22 protein-coding genes are annotated in these 23,057 nt (G+C 72.5%); 6 read left to right on the top strand and 16 right to left on the bottom strand.

The genetic code is table 11. From position 1 onward, the window contains the following. Nucleotides 1-20 precede the first annotated feature (20 nt). The gene (locus tag E4198_RS03890; protein ID WP_136181912.1) at nt 21-1,388 is read left to right on the top strand and encodes an MFS transporter; all 1,368 of its coding nucleotides are present in this window, start codon (nt 21-23) and stop codon (nt 1,386-1,388) included. A gap of 31 nt (nt 1,389-1,419) precedes the next feature. On the opposite strand, the gene mmuM is transcribed toward E4198_RS03890, so the two are convergent. From mmuM to E4198_RS03920, 6 genes are all read right to left on the bottom strand, one after another. Then, nucleotides 1,420-2,349 carry a homocysteine S-methyltransferase gene (mmuM, locus tag E4198_RS03895; protein WP_136181913.1) on the bottom strand — a complete coding sequence of 310 codons (930 nt, stop codon included), beginning with the start codon at nt 2,347-2,349 and terminating at the stop codon, nt 1,420-1,422. Next, nucleotides 2,346-3,269, bottom strand: a complete 924-nt coding sequence (locus E4198_RS03900) for an LLM class F420-dependent oxidoreductase (RefSeq protein ID WP_136181914.1) — start codon at nt 3,267-3,269, stop codon at nt 2,346-2,348. The genes mmuM and E4198_RS03900 overlap by 4 nt, the downstream gene beginning before the upstream one ends. 45 nt (nt 3,270-3,314) lie before the next feature. Further along, nucleotides 3,315-3,791, bottom strand: coding sequence for a DUF6099 family protein (locus E4198_RS03905; RefSeq protein ID WP_136181915.1), 477 nt, complete (start codon nt 3,789-3,791; stop codon nt 3,315-3,317). A gap of 106 nt (nt 3,792-3,897) precedes the next feature. After that, a complete protein-coding gene (locus E4198_RS03910; RefSeq protein WP_247597853.1) occupies nt 3,898-4,245 on the bottom strand; it encodes a nucleotide pyrophosphohydrolase in 348 nt (115 codons plus the stop codon). A gap of 7 nt (nt 4,246-4,252) precedes the next feature. Beyond that, nucleotides 4,253-5,419 carry an ATP-binding protein gene (locus E4198_RS03915; RefSeq protein ID WP_136181916.1) on the bottom strand — a complete coding sequence of 389 codons (1,167 nt, stop codon included), beginning with the start codon at nt 5,417-5,419 and terminating at the stop codon, nt 4,253-4,255. Between the two features lie 160 nt (nt 5,420-5,579). Next, a complete protein-coding gene (locus tag E4198_RS03920; RefSeq protein WP_136181917.1) occupies nt 5,580-6,626 on the bottom strand; it encodes a glutathione S-transferase C-terminal domain-containing protein in 1,047 nt (348 codons plus the stop codon). 237 nt (nt 6,627-6,863) lie between these two features. On the opposite strand from E4198_RS03920, the gene E4198_RS03925 reads away from it, so the two are divergent. From E4198_RS03925 to E4198_RS03935, 3 genes are all read left to right on the top strand, one after another. Then, nucleotides 6,864-7,370: a hypothetical protein gene (locus E4198_RS03925; RefSeq protein WP_136181918.1), complete on the top strand. Its 507-nt coding sequence runs from the start codon at nt 6,864-6,866 to the stop codon at nt 7,368-7,370. Between the two features lie 196 nt (nt 7,371-7,566). After that, nucleotides 7,567-8,817, top strand: coding sequence for a beta-ketoacyl-[acyl-carrier-protein] synthase family protein (locus E4198_RS03930; protein ID WP_281727957.1), 1,251 nt, complete (start codon nt 7,567-7,569; stop codon nt 8,815-8,817). 127 nt (nt 8,818-8,944) lie between these two features. After that, nucleotides 8,945-10,171, top strand: coding sequence for a cytochrome P450 (locus E4198_RS03935; RefSeq protein ID WP_136181919.1), 1,227 nt, complete (start codon nt 8,945-8,947; stop codon nt 10,169-10,171). Nucleotides 10,172-10,213: 42 nt separating this feature from the next. Here E4198_RS03935 and E4198_RS03940 read toward each other — a convergent pair whose 3' ends face one another. The 6 genes from E4198_RS03940 to E4198_RS03965 all read right to left on the bottom strand — a co-directional run bounded on the left by E4198_RS03940 (nt 10,214) and on the right by E4198_RS03965 (nt 17,444). Further along, entirely contained in the window at nt 10,214-11,554 is a 1,341-nt protein-coding gene (locus tag E4198_RS03940; RefSeq protein WP_247597547.1) for a cytochrome P450, read from the bottom strand. Next, a complete protein-coding gene (locus tag E4198_RS03945) occupies nt 11,551-12,240 on the bottom strand; it encodes an ATP/GTP-binding protein (RefSeq protein ID WP_136181920.1) in 690 nt (229 codons plus the stop codon). The genes E4198_RS03940 and E4198_RS03945 overlap by 4 nt, the downstream gene beginning before the upstream one ends. Further along, a complete protein-coding gene (locus tag E4198_RS03950; protein WP_136181921.1) occupies nt 12,221-12,577 on the bottom strand; it encodes a DUF742 domain-containing protein in 357 nt (118 codons plus the stop codon). Before E4198_RS03950 ends, E4198_RS03945 begins: the two co-directional genes overlap by 20 nt. Further along, on the bottom strand, nt 12,574-12,993 hold the full coding sequence (locus tag E4198_RS03955; RefSeq protein ID WP_168711504.1) for a roadblock/LC7 domain-containing protein: 420 nt from the start codon (nt 12,991-12,993) through the stop codon (nt 12,574-12,576). Before E4198_RS03955 ends, E4198_RS03950 begins: the two co-directional genes overlap by 4 nt. Nucleotides 12,994-13,123: 130 nt before the next feature. Then, complete coding sequence (locus E4198_RS03960) at nt 13,124-14,869, bottom strand: ATP-binding protein (RefSeq protein ID WP_247597548.1); 1,746 nt, start codon at nt 14,867-14,869, stop codon at nt 13,124-13,126. Between the two features lie 355 nt (nt 14,870-15,224). After that, nucleotides 15,225-17,444 (bottom strand): NADP-dependent isocitrate dehydrogenase, encoded by a 2,220-nt coding sequence (locus E4198_RS03965; protein WP_136181924.1) that lies wholly within the window; start codon nt 17,442-17,444, stop codon nt 15,225-15,227. A 223-nt stretch (nt 17,445-17,667) separates the two neighbouring features. Here E4198_RS03965 and panD point away from each other — a divergent pair, with 223 nt between their 5' ends. Next, a complete protein-coding gene (gene panD / locus E4198_RS03970; protein ID WP_136181925.1) occupies nt 17,668-18,078 on the top strand; it encodes an aspartate 1-decarboxylase in 411 nt (136 codons plus the stop codon). 41 nt (nt 18,079-18,119) lie between these two features. Here the strand turns inward: panD and E4198_RS03975 are convergent, their stop codons facing one another. The 4 genes from E4198_RS03975 to E4198_RS03990 all read right to left on the bottom strand — a co-directional run bounded on the left by E4198_RS03975 (nt 18,120) and on the right by E4198_RS03990 (nt 21,487). Beyond that, nucleotides 18,120-18,902 (bottom strand): ABC transporter permease, encoded by a 783-nt coding sequence (locus E4198_RS03975; protein ID WP_136181926.1) that lies wholly within the window; start codon nt 18,900-18,902, stop codon nt 18,120-18,122. Beyond that, nucleotides 18,899-19,906, bottom strand: a complete 1,008-nt coding sequence (locus E4198_RS03980; protein WP_136185178.1) for an ATP-binding cassette domain-containing protein — start codon at nt 19,904-19,906, stop codon at nt 18,899-18,901. The genes E4198_RS03975 and E4198_RS03980 overlap by 4 nt, the downstream gene beginning before the upstream one ends. Before the next feature lie 137 nt (nt 19,907-20,043). Continuing rightward, complete coding sequence (locus tag E4198_RS03985) at nt 20,044-20,886, bottom strand: DUF4097 family beta strand repeat-containing protein (RefSeq protein ID WP_136181927.1); 843 nt, start codon at nt 20,884-20,886, stop codon at nt 20,044-20,046. An 82-nt stretch (nt 20,887-20,968) separates the two neighbouring features. Then, a complete protein-coding gene (locus tag E4198_RS03990; protein ID WP_136181928.1) occupies nt 20,969-21,487 on the bottom strand; it encodes a hypothetical protein in 519 nt (172 codons plus the stop codon). Between the two features lie 395 nt (nt 21,488-21,882). On the opposite strand from E4198_RS03990, the gene E4198_RS03995 reads away from it, so the two are divergent. After that, nucleotides 21,883-23,007: a hypothetical protein gene (locus E4198_RS03995; RefSeq protein WP_136181929.1), complete on the top strand. Its 1,125-nt coding sequence runs from the start codon at nt 21,883-21,885 to the stop codon at nt 23,005-23,007. The last annotated feature ends 50 nt before the right edge of the window (nt 23,008-23,057 follow it).

Raw genomic sequence — 23,057 nt, forward strand, 5'->3', positions numbered from 1 at the left:
GCCTTCAGGAGCGTGCATAGATGAAGAACACGCCGCCTTCCCCCGCCGACTCGCCGACCACCCACCGCCGCAAGGTCGCCTCCGCCGCGGCGGCCGCGTCCGCCGTGGAGTGGTACGACTACTTCATCTTCGGCATCGCCGCCGCGCTCGTGCTGGGCGACGAGTTCTTCCCCTCCAGCAGTCCGGTGGCGGGCGTCCTCGCCGCCTTCGCGACGTTCGCCGTCGGCTTCCTGGCCCGCCCGCTCGGCGGCATCGTCGCCGGCCAACTCGGGGACAAGCGGGGACGCAAGCCCATGCTCGTGCTGGCGCTGACCGTGATGGGCCTCGCCACCACCGCGATCGGCCTGCTGCCGGGCTACGACACCATCGGCGTCGCCGCACCGATCCTGCTGGTGGCGCTGCGCGTCCTTCAGGGCGTCGCGGTGGGCGCACAGTGGGGCGGCGCGATGCTGATGGCGACCGAGTACGCACCCGAGGGGCGGCGCGGGCTGTACGGCAGCCTGGTGCAACTCGGCGTGCCGATCGGCGTGGTGACCTCCAACGTGGTCTTCCTCGTCGTGGAGAGCACGACCAGCGGCAGCGCCTTCGCCGCCTGGGGCTGGCGCATCCCCTTCGGCGTCGGCCTGCTCGTCCTCGTACTCGCCTGGTACATCCACACCCGGGTCGAGGAGACGCCGGAGTTCCGCGCCGCCGAACGGGCGCTGGCGGAACAGGAGAAGCAGACGGACGCGGCGCGCTCCCCGCTGCGCGAGGTGCTGCGGCACCACCTCGGCACCGTGCTGCTCGCCGCCGCCTCCTTCGCGGTGAACACCGCCACGTTCTACATCGTGATCACCGGCGTGCTCGACTACACCACCCGCGAACTTGGCATGGAACACGGGGCGGTGCTCACCGTCTCCCTGCTGGTCAGCCTCACCCAGTTCGTCCTGATCCCAGCTGCGGCCGCCCTGTCCGACCGCGTCGGCCGGGTGCGCGTCTACACCGTCGGCGCGGCCGGACTGCTGATGTGGGCGATTCCGATGTTCCTGCTCATCGACACCGGTTCGCTGTGGTGGCTGGCCGTGGGCACGTTCGTCACCAGTTGCTTCCTCAGCATCATGTACGGCCCGCAGGCGGCGCTGTTCGCCGAGCTGTTCACCGCGGAGATGCGCTACACCGGCGCGTCGCTCGGGTACCAGATCGCCGCAGTGATCGGTGGCGGTCTGGCGCCCTTCCTCATGGTGCTGCTGCTCGAGGCGACCGGCACCTCGCTGGCCGTCGGCGGCTACATCATGGCCCTGTCCGTGCTCTCCCTGGCCTCCATCGCGGTCCTCTCCCGCCGCGCCCGCGCCCGCACCGCGGCCGCCTCCCCCGAACCGGCCGCGGCGGCCCCGGGCGAACGGGTCTAGTTGTTCTGTCCAGCCGGGGTGGGGGGCCGATCTAGCCGGGGTGGCCGGGGTCGCGGTCCGGCGGGGGCCGGAGCGCGGCGGCGAGGCGGGCGACGAGGGCCGGGCCGACGCGGCAGCAGCCGCCGAGGAGACGGGCGCCGTGCGCGGCCCAGCCGGCCGTGGCGCCCGGGTCGAAGGAGACCGCGCCGTGCCAGCGGTGCCCGTCGGCGTCCCAGCATTCGCCGCTGTTGGGGTAGACGGCCACGGGCTTGCCGGTGCGTGCGGCGGCGAGGGCGACCGCGTCGGCCGCGTCGCGCGGGGCGCAGCAGTTGACGCCGGCCGCGACGACCTGGTCGTGGCCGGCGAGCAGGTCGAAGGCTTCGGCCAGCGGCTGCCCTGCGCGGGTGCGGTCACCGGCGACGGTGTAGCTGAGCCAGACCGGCAGGCCGGTGCCTTCCGCCGCCCGCAGCAGGGCTTCCGCCTCGTCCATGTCCGGCACGGTCTCCAGGGCGAGCACGTCCGGCGCGGCCTCGGCGAGCGCCTCGATCCGCGGCCGGTGGAAGCGCTCCAGCTCGCGCACGGTGAGCCCATACCGGCCGCGGTACTCGCCGCCGTCGGCCTGCACCGCGCCGTACGGGCCGACGGAGGCAGCGACGTGCACCGGCGTCGGCCCGGCCGCCTCGCGGGCGAGGGCGACGCTGCGGCGGAAGAGGCCGGCGCCCTCCGCGCGGGAGAAGCCGCGGAGGGCGAACCCCTCGAAGGACGCCTGGTAGCCCGCGGTGATGAGTACCCGCGCTCCCGCCCGCACGTACGCCCGGTGCGCGGCCACGATCTCGTGCGGGCCGTCCGCGAGCAACCGCGCCGACCACAGCGCGTCGGACAGGTCGCAGCCCTGCACCTCAAGCTGGTTGGACAGCCCGCCGTCGAGGACGACCGGACCGCGGGCGAGGGCGTCGGCGAGCGGGAGCGCGGGGAGGCTCACGACAGCCGGCTCTGCACCCGGGACGCGATCAGCTCCAGGTGGTCGAGGTCCTGCAGATCCATCACCTGAAGGTAGATCCGGGACGATCCGGCCTCCTGGTAGCGGCCGATCTTGTCGACGACCTCCTCCGGTGTGCCGGTGAGGCCGTTCTCCTTCAGCTCGCCGACGTCCCGCCCGAGGGCGGCGGCGCGGCGGGCGACCTGCGCGTCGTCCTTCCCGACGCAGACGATCAGCGCGTTGGAGTACACCAGCTCGTTCGGCTGCCGTCCGGCTTCGGCCATCGCCTCCCGGACCCGGGCGAAGCGTCGGGCGCTGTCGTCGGGGTGGGTGAAGGGCAGGTTGAACTCGTCGGCGTAGCGGGCGGCCAGGCGGGGCGTGCGCTTCTCGCCGAGTCCGCCGACCAGCACCGGGATCTTCGGCTGGACCGGCTTGGGCAGTGCCGGGGAGTCGGCGAGCCGGTAGTACGCGCCGTCGTAGTCGAACCGCTGCCCCGCCGGTGTCGCCCACAGGCCGGTGACGACGGCGAGCTGCTCCTCCAGCCGCGCCAGCTTCTTTTTCGGAAACGGAATGCCGTAGGCCGTGTGCTCCCCCTCGAACCACCCCGATCCGAGGCCGAGTTCGACCCGCCCACCGGACATCTGGTCCACCTGGGCGACCTGGATGGCCAGCGGCCCCGGCAGCCGGAAGGTGGCTGCGGACATCAGGGTGCCGAGCCGGATGCGGCGGGTCTCGCGGGCGAGCCCTGCCAGGGTTGTCCAGGCGTCGGTGGGGCCGGGCATGCCGTCGGCGTCCCCCATGGCCAGGTAGTGGTCCGAGCGGAAGAACGCGTCGAAGCCGAGGTCCTCGGTGGCCCGGGCGACGGCGAGAAGCGTGTCGTAGTCGGCGCCTTGCTGGGGTTCGGTGAAGATGCGCAGGTCCATTCCCCCATCCTGCACGGCCGCACCGCGCTCCGGGGGGAGGGTTCCTCAGGCGGCCGGGCCCCTTTCCGGGAGGGCCAGCCCGCGAAGTATGCCCGTCACGCGGTCCGCGGACACGTCTGCGGCGTCGATGGCCTCGACGCACTGCCAGTACAGCCCCTCCTCCTCCGCCGAGACGCAGACGCCGACCAGCGCGGTGACCGATCCGCCCAGCAGCACCGCCAGCGCACCGAGCGCCGCGTGCACGTCGTCCATCCTGGTCAGGCGCGCGGCACGGACCCCCTCAGCGCCCTGCCCGTCGTGCCTCAGCGTGACGCAGCCGCGCATGCCCGCCTCACTGAGCGACACGGCTTCCGCCCGGACGGCCGGCGGGCCGGTGATGGCCAGGTGCGACCCGACCGCCTCCACCAGCGCCTGCACCTGCCAGACCTCCGCGATCACGTCCGCCACGCCCGAGGTGCCTGCTGCGGCGGCGCTGCGCGCGAGCGCCTGCCGCGTCTCCTCAATGAGTCCGACTGCTTCCATCGCCTTCCCCCTCCACACGGTTCTCACCCACGGTGACACCGATCGACCTTCTACCTCGGAAAGTTGGGGAGAAATATGGACAACTTCACCACTGCGCATAACTCCCTCACTCCATAGAGTCACCGTTTCCGGGTGCCGGGAAACGCTCCTCGTTCCGCGCGATCTTGGCTTCGAGTGCGGCCAGCGCGTCCACGCCCAGCACCTCGCAGAACTGGAGGAGATACGCCAGGACATCGGCGACCTCGTCCTCGACGCGCGCGGCGGACCGCTGGTCCGCCATCACCCCCGCCGACTCCTCCGGCGTGAGCCACTGGAAGATCTCCACCAGTTCGCCGGCCTCCACACTCAGCGCGGCGGCCAGGTTCTTCGGCGTGTGGTAGCGGCCCCAATCGCGGACCTCGGCGAACTGGGCGAGCCGACGCTGGAGTACGGGCAGGCTGCGGGCGGCTGGCACATCGTCGTCAGGCCCGGGGGAGCTGTGCGGGAATGCGTTCACGCCCCAGGTCTACCAGGGTCGCCTCCGGCACCTGCACGGCGTCCGGCGCCTCGTGCAGGGTGCCCAGCAGCCGGATGCGCCCGCGCCGGCACATGCGCGACGTGAGAGCGAGGAGTTCCGCCGACTGCCGCCGGTCCAGCCCGCGGTCCAGGCCGTCCGCGAGCACCGCGAGCGCCTGCCGGGCGGGCAGCATGCCCTCCACCGGATCGACGTTCAGCACCCCCGGCCCGGTCAGCAGCACCAGCGCCAGACCGAGGTAGCGCAGTTCGCCGTCACCGAGCCGGTCGACCGGCATCGGCTCCGCGCTTCCGCCGCGCTCCAGGAGCGCCCGCACCCGGCCGCCATCACAGGCGACCGCGGTCAGCCCGTCCACCGGCCCCGCACAGCCGGCCCGCACGACTTCCACCAGCGCGGCGTGCCGGGCCGCACACTCGCTGCGGGTGCGCCTGAGCACCGCGGCGAGGTTGTCGCAGCCGGAACGGAGCATGCCGTCGGCGAGGTCGGCGGGCGCCCGCATGGCCTCCGGCGCGGGATCGCAGGGGAAGACCGAACGCAGCGCCACGACGACCTGTTCGACGGCGGCCAGCACCTCCCGCTCCCCCTCGGTCGTACCCGCCACCCGCAACGGCAGCAGCGCGGTCGCCAGGCGGTCGTCGGGCAGCGGCGCCCTGACCACCTTGCTGCCCGCAGTGTGCCACTCGGCCTGCACACTGGGGCGGCCCGGGTCACGCTGCGCCGTGGACAGCAGCGTCCGCCCGTCGGCGGCGACCAGCCGTTCGCCCGCCACGCGCAGTTCGGGTTCCGCCTGCACCGCCAGGTCGAGCCGCACGGGGCCGGCCGGGCCGTCGACGGTGCAGCCCAGACGGAACCCGCGCCGGCCCTGCCCGTCGGGGCGGGCGGCGAACGGCACGCACGACGAGGCGCCGCCGATCCGGTCGCCGAACACTTCGCTCAGACCGTCACCGTGAGCGAGCCGTCCGAGCGCGTGGAACGCCTCCAGCACACTGGACTTGCCGGAACCGCTGGGCCCCGTCAGCAGCGTGAACGCCTGCAGCGGCAGCACTCTGCCCCGGTGCGCACGGAAGGCGGAGAGCCGCAGCTCGGAGACGACGGGGGTCGGCGAAACGTCCATGCGTCGACGCTAGAACCAGCAGGACGTGCCGAACCGTTCCGTCTCCTCCCTCTTCCCCCTATCGGGGGATGAAACAGCCGTAAACCTCGACGGCGGACACGGCGGACACGGGTGATACGGGTGATACGGCTCGGGGTGGGCGAGCCGTCGGGCGGCGGTCTCAGGACCCACGGCCCGGAGGCCGGTGGGCGACGGGGACGGTCTCCCCGGGCGGGGGCGGGCCCGGCGGGGTGCCGTCCCCGAAGGGGCGGCCGCCGAGCTGCTCCCGGTGGTGCGGGGTGTGGAGGAGTGAAAGGTCCGGCCCGGCGGGGACGACGCCGGTCGGGTTGATGCCCGTGTGCACCAGGTAGTAGTGGCGCTTGATGTCCGAGAAGTCCACCGTGTCGCCGAAGCCGGGCGTCTGGTAGAGGTCACGCAGATACGCCCAGAGCACCGGGTCCTCGGCGATCTTGGAACGGTTGCACTTGAAGTGCCCGTGGTAGACGGCGTCGAAGCGGACCAGCGTGGTGAAGAGGCGGATGTCGGCCTCGGTGAGGGTGTCGCCGACGAGATAGCGGCGATCGGCGAGCCGCTGCGAGAGCTGGTCCAGGCGGCGGAAGACGTCCCCGTACGCCTCTTCGTACTCCTGTTGCCCGACCGCGAAGCCGGCACGGTACACGCCGTTGTTGAGGTCCCGGTAGACGCCCTGCATCACCTCGTCGATCTCGTCGCGGTGCGCCTTGGGGTAGAGGTCGGGGGCGCCGGGGCGGTGGAGGGCGGTCCACTCGGTGGAGAGGTCCAGGGTGAGCTGCTGGTAGTCGTTGGTCACCAGCTTGCCGCTGGGCACGTCCACGACTGCGGGGACACTGACGCCGCCGGGATAGCCGGTCTCCCGCGCGTCGTAGGCGTCCCTGAGCAGGTGGATGCCGAGCACCGGGTCGAGGCCGTCCGGATCGAGGGTGAAACGCCAGCTCCGGTCGTCCTGGATCGGGTCGGCCACGGCGAGCGAGAGGGAGTCCTCCAGCCCCAGCAGGCGCCGCACGACCAGCGCGCGGGCGGCCCACGGACAGGCGCGGCTCACCACCAGGCGGTAGCGGCCGGCCTCGACCGGCCAGCCGTCCCGGCCGTCCGCGGTGATGCGGTCGGCGAAGTGGCTCCTGGACCGCTTGAAGGTCCGCCGACCGTACTCGGTGTTGCCGGTCCTGTCGCCGTCGTCCGCGCCGCTCATCGGGTGCCTCCTGCTCCGTCGGCTCCGGCCCGCCCTCCGGGCCGCTCCCGCCCCTTCCGCGCGTAGGGGTGGGATATGCGTGAGCGGGTACCCGGGTGCGCCGCGCGTACCCCGGACGGCGGCGGCCCCTCCCGGGCCGACGGGCGACCGGGGGCGACCGGATCGACCACAGGAGCCGGACCGGCTCCGCCCCGGACCGTCCGCCGCCCGCGGCGGACCCGAACCGGAGGGCGCCCGATGGAGTCGTCTCGTAGGTCACTACTGGCGGTATATCTCAACGACCACCTGGCCGGAGCCACCGCCGGCACGCAGCTCCTGCGCCGCGCGGCCCGGAGGCACCGCGACGACGCGATCGGCCGCGAACTGGGCGAGCTCGCCCGGGAGGTCGCCCAGGACCGCCGGTCACTGCAGCGGATCATGTCCGATCTGGGCCTGCCGCGACAGCGGCTGCGCATCGTCGCCGGCTGGGCGGGAGAGCGTGCGGTGCGTATCAAGCCCAACGGTCGGCTGATCCGCCGCTCGCCGCTGAGCGACCTGATCGACGTGGAGGCGATGCGCCTGGGCGTGGAGGGGAAGGCTGCCGCCTGGCGGACGCTGGCCGATCTCGCCGCAGACGAACACCGCCTGAAATCTGATGATCTATACCGTTTGCTCCACCGCGCAGAACGACAGGCGGAGGTCCTGGAGCGGCTGCGGCGACAGTCGGCCGCCCGGGCCTGGGGAGCCACCGAGGCCTCCGACTGAACGGCCGACGCCGGGGCCCGGCGTGCGTCGCGCCGCAGCCAGTGGCCGCGTTGATCACCCTTAACACCTGTTGCGGCATTAGCTGACGATCAGTGACGTTAGGCACATTCTCGCAAGCTTTTGATCTGAATTGCACCCTGTCCTGTTATGGTCACAGCCGGTCGAACGGTGTACGAGCGAGCGGTTGTTGATCGACGTGAGCAGATACGCGGACAGACCCGGTGTAGTGGTGACCGGGATGGGGGCGGTGACGCCGCTGGGGGCGGACGTGCCGACCACCTGGCAGGGGATGCTGGACGGGCGCTCCGGTGCCCGCACACTCACCGAACCGTGGGCGGAGGACCTCCCCGTACGCATCGCCGCGCCCGCCGCCGTCGACCTGCCGTCCCACTTCCCGCCCGCGCAGGCCCGCCGCATGGACCGGGCCACCCAGCTCGCCCTGGTCGCCACCGACGAGGCCTGGGCCGACGCGGGGCTGGCCGGTGACACGACGGTGGACCGCGAGCGACTGGCCGTCTCGGTCTCGTCGATCATCGGCCTGCAGACCATGCTGTCCGCGTACGACGCCCTGCTCCGCAAAGGGTGGCGCCACATGTCCCCGTTCGCCGTTCCCGCCCTCCTCCCGAGCGGTTCGGCGGCCCGGATAGCCCTCGACTACGGCGCCCAGGCCAGCGCGCACTCCCCCGCGAGCGCGTGCGCGTCCGGCACCGAGGCGATCGCGGTCGGCGCCGACATGATCCGGCTCGGCCGGGCGGACGTGGTCATCGCCGGCGGCACCGAGGCGCCCGTCCATCCCTTCGTCCTCGGCGGTTTCGCCTCGATGCGCGCGCTGTCCCGGCGCAACGACGCGCCGGAGCAGGCGTCGCGGCCCTTCGCCAAGGACCGTGACGGCTTCCTGCTCGGCGAGGGCGCCGGCATCGTCGTCCTGGAGTCCGAACGGCATGCCCGGGCGCGGGGCGCCCGCGTCTACGGGCGGGTGCTCGGCGCCGGGATGTCGGTCGACGGCCACCGCATCGCGCAGCCGGAGCCCGAGGGGAGGGGCGCGGCCAAGGCCATGGAACGCGCCCTCGCGGACGCCGGGGTCGCACCGGCGGACGTGGCGCACGTCAACGCGCACGCCACGTCCACCCCGGCGGGTGATCTTGCCGAGGCGCGGGCACTGCGCCGCGCACTCGGACGGCACACCGACGACGTGGCGGTCACGGCGACGAAGTCGATGATCGGCCACCTCCAGGGCGGTTCCGGCGGCGTGGAGGCCGTCGCGACCCTGCTCGCCCTGCACCACCGGCTGGCCCCGCCCACCCTCAACGCCGGGAACCAGGACGGCGAGATCGACCTGGACGTCACGGCGGGCGGCAGCCGCGCCCTGCCCGCCGGCGAGGTCGTCGCGCTCAGCAACTCCTTCGGCTTCGGCGGCCACAACGCGTGCCTCGCCGTCTCCGCCTGACACCCCTGCGAGACGTGCCGGGAACGGTCGGTTTCGGCCACCTTCGAACCGGGCGGGCGCACCGGTGTCCCCTCTGACGCCGGATCAATAGCCTTGTATGCACGAATCGTTCACACGAGGGGGCGACATGGCGACCGTTCAGCAGGTGCCCGACATTCTCTCGCCGCAGTTCGCGGCGGACCCCTACTCCGCCTACCGGGTGATGCGGGAGAGCGCTCCTCTCATCTGGCACGAGCCGACGCAGAGCTACCTCGTCTCCCGCTACCAGGACGTCGAGCGGGTCTTCAAGGACCGCGAGGGCGCGTTCACGACGGACAACTACACCTGGCAGGTCGAGCCGGTGCACGGCCGTACGATCCTCCAGCTCAGCGGCCGTGAGCACGCCGTACGCCGGGCCCTGGTCGCGCCGGCCTTCCGCGGGCGGGACCTGGAGGAGCACTTCCTCCCCGTCATCGAGCGGAACTCCCGGGAACTGGTCGACGGCTTTCGCGACCGCGGCGCGGTGGACCTCGTCGATGCGTACGCCACCCGCTTCCCGGTCAACGTGATCGCGGACATGCTCGGCCTGGACAAGGCCGACCACGACCGGTTCCACCGCTGGTACACCGCGGTCATCGACTTCCTGGGCAACCTGTCCGGGGACCCGGAGGTCGCCGCGCGGGGGGAGCGGACCCGCGTCGAATTCGCCGAGTACATGTTCCCGATCATCCGCGAGCGGCGCCGGAACCCGGGCGACGACCTGCTGTCCAAGCTGTGCGTCGCCGAGGTGGACGGGGTGCGCATGAGCGACGAGGACATCAAAGCGTTCTGCAGCCTGCTGCTGGCGGCCGGCGGCGAGACGACGGACAAGGCCATCGCCGGAATCTTCGCCAACCTGCTGACGCACCCGGAGCAGCTGGCCGCCGTCCGTGCGGACAGAAGCCTGATCCCGAAGGCGTTCGCGGAGACGCTGCGCTACACGCCGCCGGTGCACATGATCATGCGCCAGTCCGCGACGGATGTGGCGCTCAGCGGCGGCACGATACCCGCCGGGGCGACCGTCACGTGCCTGATCGGCGCCGCCAACCGCGACGAGGCGCGGTACCGCGACCCGGACCGCTTCGACATCCACCGCGACGACCTTTCCACCGGCAACGCGTTCTCCGCCGCCGCCGACCACCTGGCGTTCGCCCTGGGCCGGCACTTCTGCGTCGGCGCACTGCTCGCAAAGGCCGAGGTGGAGATTGGAGTCGGCCAGCTACTCGACGCCATGCCGGACGTGCGCCTCGCGGACGGCTTCGACCCCGTGGAGCAGGGGGTGTTCACGCGCGGCCCGAAGTCGTTGCCGGTGACGTTCACGCCCGTCGCGGCCTGAGGTCGCACGCTCCCCCGGCGGCTTGCACGGCGGCCCCCGCCATCACTGGGCCGCCGGGGTGAAGCGCACGGGCAGCGCCGTGAGCCCGCGCATCCAGATGGACGGCCGCCAGGTCAGCTCGGACGGCTCCACGTCCAGCACCACGTCGGGCATCCGCTCCAGCAGCGTCTCCACGGCGGTGCGGGCGATGACGTCCGCCAGCAGCGGGGCGGGGTAGGGGCAGCGGTGCTCGCCGTTGCTGAAGGACAGGTGTGCCGAGTTCTCCGCGCCGACGTGCGCTTCCGGCCAGATCTGCGGGTCCGTGTTGGCCGCGGCCAGGCCCAGCACGAGGCAGTCTCCGGCCCGGATCAGACGCCCGCCGAGCTGCGTGTCGCGTACGGCCCAGCGCCCGATGAAGTTCTGGGTGGGGGTGTCCAGCCACAGCACCTCGTTGAGCGCCTGCCCGACGCTGACGCGTCCGCCGGACACGTTCACCGCGAACCGGTTGTCGGTGAGGAGCAGCCGCAGGGTGTTGCAGATCCAGTTCGCGGTGGGCTGCTGCGCGGCGGCGATGACGGAGATCAGGTCCTGCACGATCTCCACGTCGGTCAGGCCCGCCGGGTGCAGCAGCATCCGCGAGGTGACGTCCGGCCCGGGGCTGCGCCGCTTGTCGGCCACGAGTTGCGCGATGCGCTCGCCCACGCGTCCGTACGCCGCGACCGGGTCGTCCCCCTCGGCGGCGTCGAGCGAGATCCGCAGGTCGGTGACGAGTTCCTCGGTGTCGGCGGCGCCCGCGGGCATGCCGCACATCTGGACGGCGGCGCGCATCGGCACCTGGTGGGCGTAGGAGTTCATCAGTTCGGCGACACCGCTGCCGGAGAAGCCGTCGATCAGCCGGTCAGCGATGACCCGGCAGTCGTGGCCGAGTTCGAACTGGTCGACCGCCTCCAGCGCCTGGGTGATGACCCCGGCCCGCCGCTGGTGCTCGGCGCCCTCGGCGAAGAGCACGGACGGCTGGTAGCCGACGTACGGCATGAGCGGCCAGTCCGGCGGAATGTTCTCCCACTGGTTCCAGCGGCGCGAGTCGCGGGCGAACAGCTCGTCGTGCTGGGTGACGTAGCTGACCTCGGGATAGCCGAGGACCAGCCACGCCGGGATGTCGCCGTCCAGCAGGACCGGGGCGATCGGGCCGTGTTCCCGCCGCAGGCTGCGGTACAGCTCGGACGGCGTCTGCTGGTACTCCAGGCCGCTCAGGCGCACCGCGGTGCCGTGCGCGGGACAGCCGGGCGGCGGCACGGCGCCGCTCTTCCCGCCTGCGGTGGCGGTGAGGGTGCGGTGGTGGGCGGCGGACGGGTCGGCGCCGAGGGCGTCGGTCTCGGCGGCGGCACCGGTCAGGTCGGTCATGAGGTCGTCTCCCGTGCCAGGGCCATGTCGTACAGGTGGTTGACGAGGGTGATCAGGACGTGCTTGCCGGAGGACCGCACGCGCGCGTCGCAGTCGACCAGCAGCACGTGGTCGGGGAGTGCGAGGGCCTGCCGGATCTCGGCGAGGGAGAACGCGGAGGTGTCGTCGTCGAAGCGGTTGACCGCCACGACGAACGGCGTGCGGTGGTGTTCCAGCCGGTCGATGGCATACCAGGACTCGCTCATCCGACGGGTGTCGACCAGCACCACGGCACCCAGGGTGCCGGCGAACAGGCGGTCCCAGAGGAACCAGAACCGCTCCTGCCCGGGGGCGCCGAAGAGGTAGAGCACCATCCGCTCGTTGAGCGTGATGCGCCCGAAGTCGAAGGCGACGGTGGTGGTGGTCTTCCCCGCCACCCCCGTGGTCTCGTCGACACCGACGCCGGCCTGCGTCATCAGCTCCTCGGTGTTGAGCGGGCGGATCTCGCTGACCGCGCGCACGAGCGTGGTCTTCCCCACTCCGAAGCCGCCCACGACGACGATCTTGAGGCCGGTCTCGGCGCCGTGCGCCAGCGGCGTGCGGTCCGAACGGGCCGCGGGGAGGACGGGGCCGCCGCCAGGGCCCGCCGCGTCCGGGACGGCGTCCGAGGTGAGTTCGGCGCCCAGGTCAGAGGTTGCGGAGTCCATTGAGCACCTCCATCAGGAGTGCGGAGTCGGGCTGGGAGGCGACGGCCCGGGTGACGGGCGGGCGGCGGGCGGTGATCCTGCTGGTCGCCAGCAGGTCTCCGAGGAGGATGCGGACGACGGTGACCGGGAGCTTCAGCTCGGCGGCGATCTCGACCACCGCGATGGGCCGGCGGCACAGGCCGAGGATGCGCACGTGCTCGGACTGCATGCCCGGGGTCGGCTCGCATTCGCTGACGATCAGCGTCACCAGGTCGAAGGTGTCGTCGTCCGCGCGGCAGCGCCCCTGCGTCAGGGTGTAGAGCCGGTCCGGTTCGCCGGTGTCGACGGGTTCCCTCACGAGCGGGTGCCCTCCGGGGAGAGCATGCGGGGCTCGGCGCTCAGGTGCTCGCCGATCTGCTCGACCATCTCGCTCATCTGGTGCCCTACCACGCCCGGGTCCGCGCCGTCGTCGGCGAGGACGGCGAGGTGGGCGCCGTCGCCCGCCTCCACGATGAACAGCAGACCGCCGTGGAACTCGGTCATCGAGTGCCGTACGCCGCCGGTGCCGTTGCCGAACTCCACCGACGCCCCCTGGGCGAGCGCCTGGATGCCCGAGCAGATGGCGGCCAGCTGGTCGGCCTGGTCGAGAGCGAGGTGACGACTCCAGCAGAGTTTGAGGCCGTCCCGCGAGAGCACCAGCGCGTTGCGCGTGCCGGGGGTCCGTTCGAGCAGGTTCTCCAGGAGCCAGGTGAGGCTGTTGTCAGTGGTCGGCATGGTGGGGTGGGGGGCGGACAGGCCCGGGGAGCCGGTCACCAGCCCGTGCCTCCTTCTTCGTCGTGTCTCGGGCAGGGAGGGGCCACGTCGCCGTGGACACGACCCCGGGTCGACTGCGTGCGCGTCGGGGCTACTCCGGCTTCGTCGGGGAGGCGTCCGGCTGGCCCCGGCGTGCGCGGTGGAAGGCGCCGAAGCCGGTCCCCGCGTCACGGGCGTGGCGAGGGGTATCGCTGGAGGACGGTGCCGGGGACGCGGCCCGCCGCCGCATCAGGTGCTCGGAGTGCTCCCGGTCCGCCGTGGCCATGGTGCGACCGGGGGACCGGACGGGCAGGCCGCCGGGGGTGGACTCGGCCTCGCGGCCGGTCGCCTGGGCGGGCAGCGGCGCGGGACGGACCGGGTCGGGCGCGCCACCGCGCTCCGGGGGCGTCTCCGGGGTGCCGGGTGCCGGGTCGTCCGGCCCGAGGGGGTCCGGCGTGTGGTGGGTGCCCGGCGTGCTCACGGCGTCGGCGGACGCGGCCGGGGTGCCGTGCGGCGGGGTGTGCTGGGCGAGCTGGGAGCCGAAGTGCTCGGGCAGCGCGGTGCGTCGCTGGGCGAGCAGCTGCGGCGGGAACAGCACCACGACTCCGGTGCCGCCGCGCGAGGAGGGCCGGAAGTTGACGGTCATGTGGTACTTGGCGGCAACCCGGCCCACCACGGCGAGGCCAAGCCGGGTGCCCTGGAGCAGCGCCAGGTCGTTGCACCGGCCCGACACCGCCTCCTCGGCGCGACGCATCGCCGCGTCGGCCATCTTGAGGCCGCTGTCCTCGATGGTGACGACGATGCCCGCACTGCGCTCCTCGACGTAGACGTGCACCTCGTCGATGGGCGGTGAGAAGTTGGCGGCGTTGTCCATCAGTTCGGCGAGCAGGTGCATCACCGCCTCGGCGGCGAACCCGGCGATGGCCGCCGTGCTGGAGCAGTGCAGCCGCACGCGCTGGTAGGCCGCGATGCGCCCCATCGCACCGCGCAGGATGCTCTCCATGCCGATGGGCTTGTTCCACGAGCGGCTGGTGCGGCCGCCCATCAGGAGGGCGAGCCGGTCGGTCATCAGACCGAGCTGTGAGGTGTTGTGGTCGAGCCGGAGCAGGTCACCGAAGACGTCCTCTCCGTGCCGGTCCTGCATCTCGCGCAGGTCGGCGAGCATGCCGACCGCTTTGGCCTGCACCCGGCTGAGCGCCTTGGCGCTGGCGCCCTGGGCGGCCGCCGCGCGCCGCTCGCTCCGGGCGAATTCCCGTACCAGCGACTCCAGCAGGGCCCGCAGCCGGGCGTCCTGCGGACGCTCGAGACCGGCCAGCACGGTGTCGGCGGACGCGCCGTTGCGCAGGCCGGCCAGTGCGGTGGGGAGCACGGTGGCGGTGAGGCGGTCCAGCTCACCGCCCGCCTGCTCGAGCCGCACGCGTGCGGTGGTCGCGGCGGCGGTGGCGGAGAGCGCCCGCTCCTCGGCGGCGCCCACCTCGGAGACGAATGTGTGCAGCAGCCGGCGCAGTTGCGGGTCCGACGGCTGCGGGGTCGCGGCCAGGGTCTCGTCGGCGCGGCCACCCTCGGTGAGCCGGTCCAGCACGGCGGGAACGGTGACCTGGAGCAGGTGTCCGGCCTCGGCGGCGTGCTGGGCGGCCTGCCGGGCGGCGGCGCGCGCCTCGCGCCGGGCGGCCTCGGCCGCGCTGCGCTCCTGGCGTACCAGCGTCACGGCTGCCGCGGTGGCCGCCGCGAGGCCCAGCCAGGCGCACACCACGACTGCCAGCACCCAGCCCGTGGCGGGTCCGGGAGCGGCCAGTGTCACCGCCCCTCCCACGACGGCGGCCACCACCAGGAGGAGGAGTGGCACGGTCGGTGACATGCGCTGTTTCGCACTGTTCCGGCGCGGGCGGGGCGTGACGGGCACTGACATTCCGCGGTCCCTCGGTCGTGAGTGCGGGGCAGGAGGGCCGACCTGCGCGCATCGGCCGTACCGGACGCTAGTCACGTGGAGGGACGGGTGGCGGGAGGAGTGGCAGAGGTGTCCCCACAACGAAGGACTTCGCTGCGAAAGCGCCTTCGCGGCCCGGACGTTCGTGGTAGACGCACACGCCCGCGCACACGTACGGAGCACGTCCGGATGTACGACCCGCAGGGTTGCGGGAACGGGACAGGCCCGGCGGTGGAAACCGCCGGGCCTGTCCGGGAGGGCGTCGTGCGAGCGCCTTGAGAAGGCGTCAGGAAAGCGCCGCGAGGGCCTGGTTGAGGGTCTTCGACGGGCGCATCACGGCGTCGGCCTTGGCGACCTGGGGCTGGTAGTAGCCGCCGATGTCGGCGGGCGAGCCCTGGACGGCGACCAGTTCGTCGACGATGGCCTGCTCCTGCGCGGTCAGCGTCTCGGCGAGGTCGGCGAACGCCTGCGCGAGCGCGGCGTCGTCGGTCTGCCGCGCCAGCTCCTGGGCCCAGTAGAGGGCCAGGTAGAAGTGGCTGCCGCGGTTGTCGATGCCGCCGAGGCGGCGGCTGGGCGACTTGTTCTCCTGGAGGAAGGTGCCGGTCGCACGGTCCAGGGTGTCGGCCAGGATCTGGGCACGGGCGTTGCCGGTGGTCTTCGCGAGGTGCTCGAAGCTGACGGCGAGGGCGAGGAACTCGCCCAGGCTGTCCCAGCGCAGGTAGTTCTCCTTGACCAGCTGCTGCACGTGCTTCGGCGCGGAGCCGCCGGCTCCGGTCTCGAAGAGGCCGCCGCCGTTGATGAGCGGCACCACCGACAGCATCTTGGCGCTGGTGCCAAGCTCCAGGATGGGGAAGAGGTCGGTCAGGTAGTCGCGGAGCACGTTGCCGGTGACGGAGATGGTGTTCTCGCCGCGGCGGATGCGCTCCAGGGAGAACGCCATGGCGTCGGCCGGCGCCATGATCTCGATGCGCAGGCCGTCGGTGTCGTGCTCCGGCAGGTAGGCGCGGACCTTCTCGATGAGGCGGGCGTCGTGCTCGCGGTTCTCGTCGAGCCAGAACACGGCGGGGTCGCCGGTGGCGCGGGCGCGGGTGACGGCGAGCTTGACCCAGTCGCGGATCGGCTCGTCCTTGGTCTGGCACATGCGGAAGATGTCGCCCGCGCTGACGGTCTGCTCCAGGACCGCCTCGCCGTTCCCGTCCACCACGCGCACGGTGCCGGTCGAGGGGATCTCGAAGGTCTTGTCGTGGCTGCCGTACTCCTCGGCCTTCTGCGCCATCAGGCCGACGTTGGGCACCGTGCCCATCGTCGAGGGGTCGAAGGCGCCGTTGGCGCGGCAGTCGTCGATGACGACCTGGTAGATGCCGGCGTAGCTGCTGTCCGGGATGACCGCGAGGGCGTCCTGCTCCTGGTCGTCGGCGTTCCACATGTGGCCGGAGGTACGGATCATGGCCGGCATGGAGGCGTCGATGATGACGTCGCTCGGCACGTGCAGGTTGGTGATGCCGCGGTGCGAGTCGACCATGGCCAGGTCGGGGCCCTCGGCCAGCTCGGCCTCGAACGACGCCTTGATCTTGTCGCCCTCGGGCAGCGACTCCAGGCCCTTGAAGATGCCGCCGAGGCCGTCGTTCGGCGTGAGGCCGGCCGCAGCGAAGGTCTCGCCGTACTCCGCGAACGTCTTCGGGAAGAAGGCGCGGACGACGTGGCCGAAGATGATCGGGTCGGAGACCTTCATCATGGTGGCCTTGAGGTGCACGGAGAACAGCACGCCCTCCGCCTTGGCGCGGGCGACCTGCTGGGCGAGGAACTCGCGGAGCACGGCCACGCGCATCACGGAGGCGTCCACGACCTCGCCGGCCAGGACCGGCACCGACTCGCGGAGGACGGTGGTCGCACCGTCGTCGCCGTGCAGCTCGATGCGCAGCGCGCCGTCCCGCTCGACGACTGCGGACTTCTCCGTGGAGCGGAAGTCATCGCCGGTCATGTGGGCGACGTTGGTCTTCGAGTCCGCGCTCCAGGCGCCCATGCGGTGCGGGTTGGCCTTGGCGTAGTTCTTGACCGACGCGGGGGCGCGGCGGTCGGAGTTACCCTCGCGCAGTACGGGGTTGACGGCGCTGCCCTTGACCTTGTCGTAGCGGGCGCGGATGTCGCGCTCCTCATCGGTCTTCGGGTCGTCCGGGTAGGCGGGCAGCGCGTAGCCCTGCTCCTGCAGCTCCGCGATCGCGGCCTTGAGCTGCGGGATCGACGCCGAGATGTTGGGCAGCTTGATGATGTTGGCCTGCGGCGTCCTGGCCAGCGCCCCCAGTTCGGCGAGCGCGTCGTCGATGCGCTGACCCGGCTCGAGGCGCTCGGGGAACTGCGCGATGATGCGCCCCGCGAGCGAGATGTCCCGGGTCTCCACCCGCACCCCGGCGGTCGAGGCGTAGGCCTCGATCACGGGCAGGAACGAGTACGTCGCCAGGGCCGGGGCCTCGTCGGTGTGCGTGTAGATGATGGTCGAGTCAGTCACCGGGTGCTCTCCGCTCCACGTCTGCAACATTTCTCGACATCAAGATACCGCCTGTTCCGCCGAACCCCGAAAGGGCCCGCCCCCTCCGATCGCCGGCTGGCGGCAGGAGCACCGGGAGACGCTTCTCACCTGCACCGGAACGCGGACGGGTCACCCGTCTGCACTAGGCTCGACGGGCGCTTCGTGCGCGCCGCCGACCGGCACAGGACGTGAGGACCCTCCCATGTACCGCACCATGATGAAGTCGAAGATCCATCGGGCCACCGTGACCCAGGCCGACCTGCACTACGTCGGCTCGCTGACCATCAGCTCCGATCTGATGGAGGCGGCCGACCTGCTGCCGGGCGAGAAGGTGGACATCGTCGACGTCGACAACGGCGCGCGCCTGTCGACCTATGTGATCGAGGGCCCGCGGGATTCGGGCGTGATCGGCATCAACGGTGCCGCGGCCCGGCTGATCAGCCCCGGTGACCTGGTGATCATCATCTCGTACGCCCAGGTGTCCGACGAGGAGGCCCGCGGCCTCAAGCCGAGCGTGGTGTTCGTGGACGAGGACAACAAGGTGTCCCTCACGGGCCACGACCCGGCCGACGCGCCGGAGGGCAGCGGCCTTCTCCGCGGCGACCTCGCGTGACGAAGGGGGTGGCGGCCCTCCCGGGCCCGCCACCCCCTCGGTCAGCGCGTGGTGGTGCTGTTGAACAGCGACCGCGACCAGACGTAGCCGACCAGGGCGATGCCCGCGCACCAGGCGAGCGAGATCCAGCCGGCAGAGCCGATCTCCGATCCGGAGAGCAGGCCGCGCAGCGTCTCGGTCATCGGCGTGAAGGGCTGGTGCTCGGCGAACCAGCGCAGGCCCGGCGACATCGAGTCGGCCGGCACGAAGGCCGAGCCCAGGAACGGCAGGAACTGGACCAGCAGCGGCTTGTTGCTCGCGGACTCCACCGTCTTGGAGATCAGTCCGAGCGCCGCCGACAGCCAGGTCACCGCGAACGCGATGGCCGCGAGAAGGCCGGCCGCGGCCAGCCACTCCAGCGCACTCGCGTCCGACCGGAAGCCGAGCGCGAAGGCGACGGCCACGACCAGGAGGAGGCACACCATCGTCTGGAGCACGCTGCCCACGACGTGCCCCGTCATGAACGACGAGCGGGTGATCGCCATGGTGCGGAAGCGGTTGATGATGCCCTCGGTCATGTCGGAGCAGACTGCGATCGAGGTGGACATCGCGCCGGCGGCCACGCCCATGATGATGATGCCGGGGGTCAGGTACTCCAGGTAGGCGTCCCGGCCGCCGCCCATGCCGGCGCCGATCGAGTCGCCGAAGGCGTACACGAACAGCAGCAGCATCAGGATCGGCGTCAGGGCGCTGCCGAAGCCCACGGCCGGATAGCGGATCGCATGCTTGAGATTGCGCCGCAGCATCGTCGTCGAGTCGTGGACGGCGTGGGTGAGGGTGCTCATCGCAGGGTCTCCTTGGCGGGAAGCGGCGGGGTGCGGACGCCGGCACCGGCGGTTCCGTCGCCGGTCAGGGCGAGGAAGACGTCGTCGAGGTCGGGGGTGTGCACGGAGAAGCCGGCCGCACGGGCACCGGCGGCGTCGAGGCGGTCGAGCAGCGCGCGCAGCGCGTCGAGGCCGCCGTCGCCCGCCACGCGCAGGGCGAGGTTCTCGTCGTCGCGTGACGCCTCGGGGAAGGCCGCCGCCGCGCTTTCGTAGGCGGCGAGACCGGTGAAGGTCAGCCGGACGTGACTGCCGGGGATCTGCGCCTTGAGTGCGTCGGCGGTGCCCTCGGCGATGATCCGGCCGCCGTCGAGCACGGCGATCCGGTCGGCGAGTTGGTCGGCCTCCTCCAGGTACTGCGTGGTGAGGAAGACGGTGGTGCCGCCCTCGACCAGCGAGCGCACCGTCTCCCACATGGTGCGGCGGCTGCGCGGGTCGAGACCGGTCGTCGGCTCGTCCAGGAAGATCACCTGCGGGTCGCCGACGAGCGTCATGGCGATGTCGAGCCGCCGCCGCATACCGCCGGAGAAGGTCGCGGCCCGCTTGTGGCCGACGTCCGCGATCCCGAACCGCTCCAGCAGCGCCCGCGCCCGGGTCCGGCCCTCGCGCTTGCCGAGGCGCAACAGGTCGGCCATCAGGAGCAGGTTCTCCTCGGCGGTGAGCAGGTCGTCGAGCGCGGCGAACTGCCCGGTGACGCCGATGGCGGCACGGACCCCGTCCGGCGAGGCGGCGATGTCGTGGCCCGCGACCTGCGCCCGGCCGCCGTCGGCGCCGACGAGCGTGGAGAGGATCTGCACGGTCGTGGTCTTGCCGGCGCCGTTGGGCCCGAGCAGGGCGAACACCGTTCCGGCCGGGATGTGCAGGTCGATGCCGTCGAGCACGGTCTTGTCGCCGTACGACTTGCGCAGGCCGACGGCGGACACGGCGGCGGGCGGCGCCGCCTCGCCCGCTCTCCTGGACGTGGGCATGACAGATGAAGCCATGGAGTCCTCCTGATCGAAGACAGAGGTGAAGGGTGGGGTGAAGGGGATGCGCGGCCGGGGGTGCCCGGCACGCGGGGCCGGCGCTCGGGCCGGGGCCCGGGAAGGGCCCCGGGGAGGGGCGCTCAGGCTCCGGCGCGGCGCACGTCGATCGTGCCCCAGCGGGTCCTGGCGAGGATCTTGACGGTGTCCTCGGCCTCCTCCGGGGGTCCGGAGTCGGCGAGCCCGTTGCGCACCTGGCCGCGCTCGGAGCTGACGTCGAGCCAGGCGGCGGTGCCGGCGCGGACGCCCACCTCGATGGCGCCGTACGAGTTCTCCATCGAGACGGTGCCGCGGGCGACTTCGGCGAGGCGCAGCGTGCCGTGGGCGACCGTCGCGGCCACGGACCCCTCGGCACGTGAGACGTCGACGTTGCCGTGTGCGCCACGCACCCGCAGGTCGCCGAGTGCGGCACCGACGCTCGTGGCGCCGTGCGAGTTCTTCAGTACGGCGGGGCCGTCGACGGTGCCGACGCGCACCCCGCCGAAGCTGGTGGCGATGTCGGCGCTCCCCTCGACCCGGTCGACGTGCACCGAGCCGTGGGAGGTGACGAGCCGGAGCGGGCCGGTCGTGCCGAGGCGGGTGTCGCCCGACGAGATCTTCACGTGGACCTCGCCGAGCCGGCCCTCGCCGAGCACCTGGGTCCAGGAGCCGGTCACGTCGATGCGGGAGCCGGCGGGCAGTTCGACCGCCACATCGACGGCGCCGCTGGGGCCCACCATGCGGCGTTCCTTCGTCCTGACGGTCAGGACGCCGTTCGCGTACCCGACCTCGGTCTGCTCGGCGGCCCGTACGTCCTTGTTCCGCTTCGGGTCGCGGGGGCGCACCTCGACGTGCGTGTCGGGGCGGTCGGCTGCGGCGACGCGGAGGGAGCCGGCCCCCACATGGAGGGTGGCCGTAATCGGCTCGGGAGTGTCGAAATCAGGCATGGCGGTACCGTCCTCATGAGTCCTTGGAGCGTCCCTGCAGGTGGGACGTGATGTGAAGGGAAGCGGGCGGGCGCGGGCGCGGCTAGCGCACCCAGCCCGTGAAGCTCTGGCCGACCGTGGGGGTCCTTCCGGCGGGGCGCGGGTGCGCGCCGCCGTCGACCGCAGCCGAGACGGCCCGCACCAGCCACGCGTTGACCGACAGCCCCTCGCCGCTCGCGGCCTCCTCGGCGCGCGCCTTGAGGTGGGCCGGAAGACGCAGGTTGACGCGTGCGGTGGCACCGTCGTCGCCGTCGGCGGGGGCGGGCGCCTTGAGCGTCTCGACGGGCCGGGCCGCCGCTTCCGCGGCGTCGGGACCGCCGGGCGGCGGCGTGACGACGAAGTCGGGATCGAGCCCGCGCAGCCGCACGTCCACCGACCCCGGGGCGAGCTCGCGGGTGATCTCGTCCATCGCGGCGGAGAGCACGTTGAGCATGGCCAGCCGCGTCGCCGACTCCAGCGGGGCGGTGAGCCGGTCGGCCAGCTCACGGGCGTCCTCCCCGCCGGCTTCGGCGGCTACCGCGAGTTCGCGGCGCAGTGTGTCGACATACGGGGTGAGATCCATGGCGCCATAATGACACCATAATGGCGCCATGCGCAAGCCTTTACGGCGCCCACCTCGAAGGAGTGATCCCATCTCTGCCCTGAACTGCGAAAACGGAGAAAGGCCCACTGGCGTCACAGTGACACCAGAAGCAATCGCACACCGCTCGACGATGCAAAGTGACACCACAAGGCGCCAGATCGACACCATGCGGCACCACACATGACACCAGGCAGCACAGGAGGGGCGGACTGCACCGCCGGACGGGTGCCGCCGCGCCCACCACGTCCTCAAGTGGGCGCCCCGAAAGCGACAAAACACGCATAACACCACGAACCGTGCGAACGTTGTCCCGCAGGTTCGCCGGGGCCGACGCACTGCCGCCGTCGGCGCCGAGGAGAGGGAACGGAGCCCCGATGCGGAACGACACGGACGGCACGGCACCCGCGACGCCGGTCGCGGACCCCGGCCCGCGCTTCGACCGGGCGAGTGCGGTCGCCGACGCCGTCCTCTACGAGGGCTACCTCCTCTACCCCTACCGCCGCTCCTCCGGCAAGAACCGGGTCCGCTGGCAGTTCGGGCTGCTCGCGCCGCGCCGGTGGATCGAGGCCGACGGCCCCGTCACCCCGGTGCTGGCCGGCTCCGCGGAATCCTGGCGGCAGCAGACCGAGTGCCTGTGCGAGGCCGCCGACGACGCAATCGTGCACGTCCGCGTGCGCCACCTGCAGTTGCAGCAGCGGCAGGTCGAGCGGCGCGAGCCGGACGGCACATTCACTCCGGTGGACCAATTGGAGGCCGGCGGGGAGGTGTACCTCCCCTTCGACGAGGCGGTGCCCCACGAGACCGACCTGACCGTCCCGCTGGCGGAACTCCTCGCCGCCGGCGGCCGCCGGCGCGGCTTCCCGGTGCACTCCCCCGGCGGCGAGGAGACCGAGGAGCTGCCCGGCGGCAGCGGCAGGCTGGTCCGCCGCAGGCGGCCCCTCGCGGCGACGGCCACTGTGTCCGCCGAACGTCTCGACACCGGCCGCCCCGCCTTCCGCCTGCGCATCCGCATCGCGAACACCGACGTCTCCGTCGGCCCGGACACCCCCCGCGAGGAGGCGCTGCACCACGCGCTGATCGCCACCCACACGCTCGTCGGCGGCCACGGCCTCGCCTTCACGTCGCTCGCCGACCCGCCCGCGTGGGCCGAGTCGTACGCCCGCGGCTGCCGCAACGAGCACACCTTCCCCGTGCTCGCGGGCGAGCCGGGCAGCCACGATCTGGTGCTGTCCTCGCCGATCATCCTCTCCGACCACCCGCAGGTCGCCCCGGAGAGCCCCGGCGACCTGCACGACGCGGCGGAGATCGACGAGATCCTCTCGCTGCGCACGCTGCTGCTCACCGACGAGGAGAAGCGCGAGGCCCGGGCGACCGACCGGCGCGCCGCCGAGATCCTCGACCGGGTGGACGCCATGCCACCGGAGGTCTTCGCCCGGCTGCACGGCACGATCCGCTCGCTGCGCCCCTCCCTCGACCCCTGCGACCTCACCGACCACTGACCCGGCGGGCCCGGTGACCGCCACCGACCGACCCCGCGCACGGCTGCCAA

It is taken from the genome of Streptomyces sp. RKND-216, from assembly GCF_004795255.1.
Taxonomy (GTDB): domain Bacteria; phylum Actinomycetota; class Actinomycetes; order Streptomycetales; family Streptomycetaceae; genus Streptomyces; species Streptomyces hazeniae.